This window comes from Avibacterium endocarditidis, assembly GCF_002921145.1.
Taxonomy (GTDB): Bacteria; Pseudomonadota; Gammaproteobacteria; order Enterobacterales; family Pasteurellaceae; genus Avibacterium; species Avibacterium endocarditidis.
Map to the genome: position 1 here is coordinate 1 of NZ_PQVI01000012.1, position 3,100 is coordinate 3,100.

Sequence of the window (3,100 nt, forward strand, 5' to 3'; positions counted from 1 at the left end):
TTTTTGTAAAATGCAATATTTAGCACTAAAGTAAAATAAAGCGTAACCAGTGCAATAAGGGTTGAGCTTTTTAATTTAAACCGAGAAAATAACATAAAAATAATGTCCTAATTTTCAAAATGATCATTAAATGGTCGTTGGATTAGTCAGGTAGAAACTTAAAAAGTTCTTTGCAAAAACTTACAAATAAAATGGGGAAAAAATGAACATCAGCCAAGCAGCCGAAAAAGCAGGTTTATCCGCCAAGCAAATTCGGGATTATGAAAAAGCGGGCTTATTGCCAGAGGCGCAACGTACTTTATCAGGTTATCGCTTTTATTCTGAGCAGGATTTAAGCCAGCTGCGCTTTATTAGTAACGCGCGTAAAGTGGGATTTTCATTGCAACAAATTCGCGAATTGTTAAGGTTAAATAGCGATCCGAATCGCACCAGTCGCGAAGTAAAAGCCATTACAGAACAACATATTACAGAGCTAAAAGATAAGATTGCGAGCTTACAAGAAATGTTGGATTTGTTGCAACGTTGGCACTGTTCCTGCCAAGGAAATGATAGCCCTGATTGTTCTATTCTTTCAGGGCTAACGGAAAAACGAAATTATAGGCGTTTGTAGGTTAAGAAATAATAGCAGCTGACCGCTAAAAATGAGCAGCCGACCATGGTTAAAAGCATTGGCGCGGCGCTGTTAATTTTCATTAATGCAACGAGCGATCCCACACAAGCGCCCGTGCCGAAACGTACACTGCCCACCATTGAATTTGCAGTGCCTGCCATCGCTGGGAATTTTTCTAAAATTGATGCCATTGCGTTTGAGCTAATGAGTGAATTCTGCCCAACAAACAGTGCTACGCCAATGGCCATTGACCAAAAGCCAAGATCGAAAAACACCACTAATAATAGCCAAATCGCCGCAAGAAATTGAATGATCAAACCTGTTTGCAACATTTTTTCTGCGCCGACTTTGGTTACCAAGCGTCCGTTTAAAAACGATCCTAAAGTCATCACGCTAATATTTAGCATAAAGAAATAACCAAAGTTTTGCTCTGGAATGCCATAAATGCCGATATATACGATCGATCCCGCGGTTAAGAACGCAAACAAGCCACCAAAGCCAAAGGCGCTCATAAACATATAACCCAACACTTCTTTTTTCTGCCATAAATTCACAAAATTGCGCACTACAATATTTAAGCGTAAGGGAATGCGATTTTCTTTTTTATGGGTTTCAGGAATGATGAAAAACACCAGCAAGGTACTTAGCGCCCCCATTACCGCAATCACATAAAAGATCGAGTGCCAATGGAAATAAGTTACCAAATAGCCACCAATAATTGGTGCAACCAGTGGGGCGATCATAAACACAAGGGTGATTGTGGACATTGTGCGAGAAAGTTCATTTTTACTGAAAAGATCGCGTAATAGTGCGCCCACTAAAACTACGGGCGCAGCACCAAAAAAGCCTTGCATAAAGCGTAGCACGGTAAAACTGCCAATTTGATTAATTGTTGTGAGAATTAACGCGGTAATGGCACTGACAATCACGCCTAGCAGAATAATGGGTTTACGCCCATAGCTATCGCCCACAGGCCCCCAGAAAAGCTGTCCTGCTGCCATACCATAAGCGAAAAAGGTTAGGGTATGCTGAATTTGTTCAGGGCTAACGTGCAAATCTTGCGACATTCGCAAAAAGGCAGGCAAATACATATCTACCCCAAGCGGCGGCAACATTGAAAGTAGCCCAAGGGTCAAAATGAAAATAAAGCTGGGTTTATGAATCGTTTTTTCGCTCAAAATGCTATCCTTATTTTAATGCGTTTAATTCTTCTGCGCTTAAAGGACGGTATTCCCCTTCTTCTAAATGATCATCTAGCACCACATCGCCAATTTTCCAGCGATGCAGTCCAATCACTTTGTTGCCTAAGGCGGCAAACATTCGTTTTACTTGATGATAACGCCCTTCACTTAGGGTGAGATTCACATTGTAATCATCAATAATTTCAAGTTTAGCAGGCTTGGTAGGGTGTTTTTCACCACGCAATAAAATGCCTTCGGAGCAGGCTTGTTGATAATGATCTTCTACGGGATCGGCAAGGGTAACCAAATAGGTTTTCTCGCAATGATGTTTTGGTGAAGTGATGCGATGCGACCACTGCCCATCATCGGTGAGCAACACCAGCCCTGTGGTATCCACATCTAAGCGTCCTGCGCTGTGCAATTTGCCGGCAAGGGGATAATCAAAGAATTGATAAATTGTCGGATAATCGCCATCATCATTGGAGCAAACATAGCCTTGCGGTTTATTCAGCATAATATACTGCCCCGCTTCAAACCAAGTAAGGCGTTCACCATCAAAGTAAATCTCATCTTCCGCACTCACTTTGGTTGCGCCGCTTTTCTCAATTTTTCCATTAATTTGCACCGCACTTTGGCGTAGTGCTTTATTGGCTTGAGAGCGCGTTAGTCCTGTTTGCTCGGCTAAAAATTTATCTAATCTCATTGCGTGATTTTCTCGTTTATAAAAGCGAAACATTGTACAACATCTCGGCATAAAACCCTAGGGGCTGTTCAAAATCAAGAGTGCTTCTCTTGGTGAGAAGCCCCTAGCTACACCGAAAACAAAAGTGCGGTTGATTTTGTGAATGAATTGTAAATAATGTGTTGTAAATCACAGATTTTCTGATTTTTTCGCCTATAATAGGGCGTTGAATTATTCTCACAACCTTTTCAAATTGTTATAAGGACTGTTTTATGGACGCACAATTACGCCAAGCGGCGCTTGATTTCCACGAATTTCCAAAGCCGGGAAAAATTGAAGTTACCCCAACCAAATCTCTCGCCACACAGCGTGATCTTGCTTTAGCTTATTCACCGGGAGTGGCAGAGCCTTGTTTAGAAATTGAAAAAGATCCTGCCAATGCTTATAAATACACCGCTCGCGGCAATCTCGTTGCGGTAATTTCTAATGGAACGGCGGTGCTAGGCTTAGGTAATATCGGCGCCTTAGCAGGCAAACCCGTAATGGAAGGGAAAGGCGTGCTATTTAAAAAGTTCGCTGGCGTAGATGTGTTTGATATTGAAATTGATGAAAAGATCCTGATAAATT

At 41.7% G+C, this 3,100-nt stretch carries 3 protein-coding genes and 1 pseudogene (1 of these 4 cut by a window edge); 2 read left to right on the forward strand and 2 right to left on the reverse strand.

The genetic code is table 11. From position 1 onward, the window contains the following. Positions 1-202 precede the first annotated feature (202 nt). Positions 203-610: a Cu(I)-responsive transcriptional regulator gene (gene cueR, locus C3Z13_RS01420; RefSeq protein WP_103854773.1), complete on the forward strand. Its 408-nt coding sequence runs from the start codon at positions 203-205 to the stop codon at positions 608-610. Here cueR and C3Z13_RS01425 read toward each other — a convergent pair. Beyond that, positions 595-1,791, reverse strand: a complete 1,197-nt coding sequence (locus tag C3Z13_RS01425) for a Bcr/CflA family multidrug efflux MFS transporter (protein ID WP_103854774.1) — start codon at positions 1,789-1,791, stop codon at positions 595-597. The two genes, cueR and C3Z13_RS01425, sit on opposite strands and share 16 nt — an antisense overlap. Positions 1,792-1,798: 7 nt before the next feature. Beyond that, the gene (rsuA, locus tag C3Z13_RS01430) at positions 1,799-2,494 is read right to left on the reverse strand and encodes a 16S rRNA pseudouridine(516) synthase RsuA (RefSeq protein WP_103854782.1); all 696 of its coding nucleotides are present in this window, start codon (positions 2,492-2,494) and stop codon (positions 1,799-1,801) included. Positions 2,495-2,745: 251 nt separating this feature from the next. Between rsuA and C3Z13_RS01435 the strand changes: the two are divergent. Further along, a pseudogene (locus C3Z13_RS01435) lies at positions 2,746-3,100 on the forward strand (NADP-dependent malic enzyme); it runs 1,915 nt beyond the window's last position.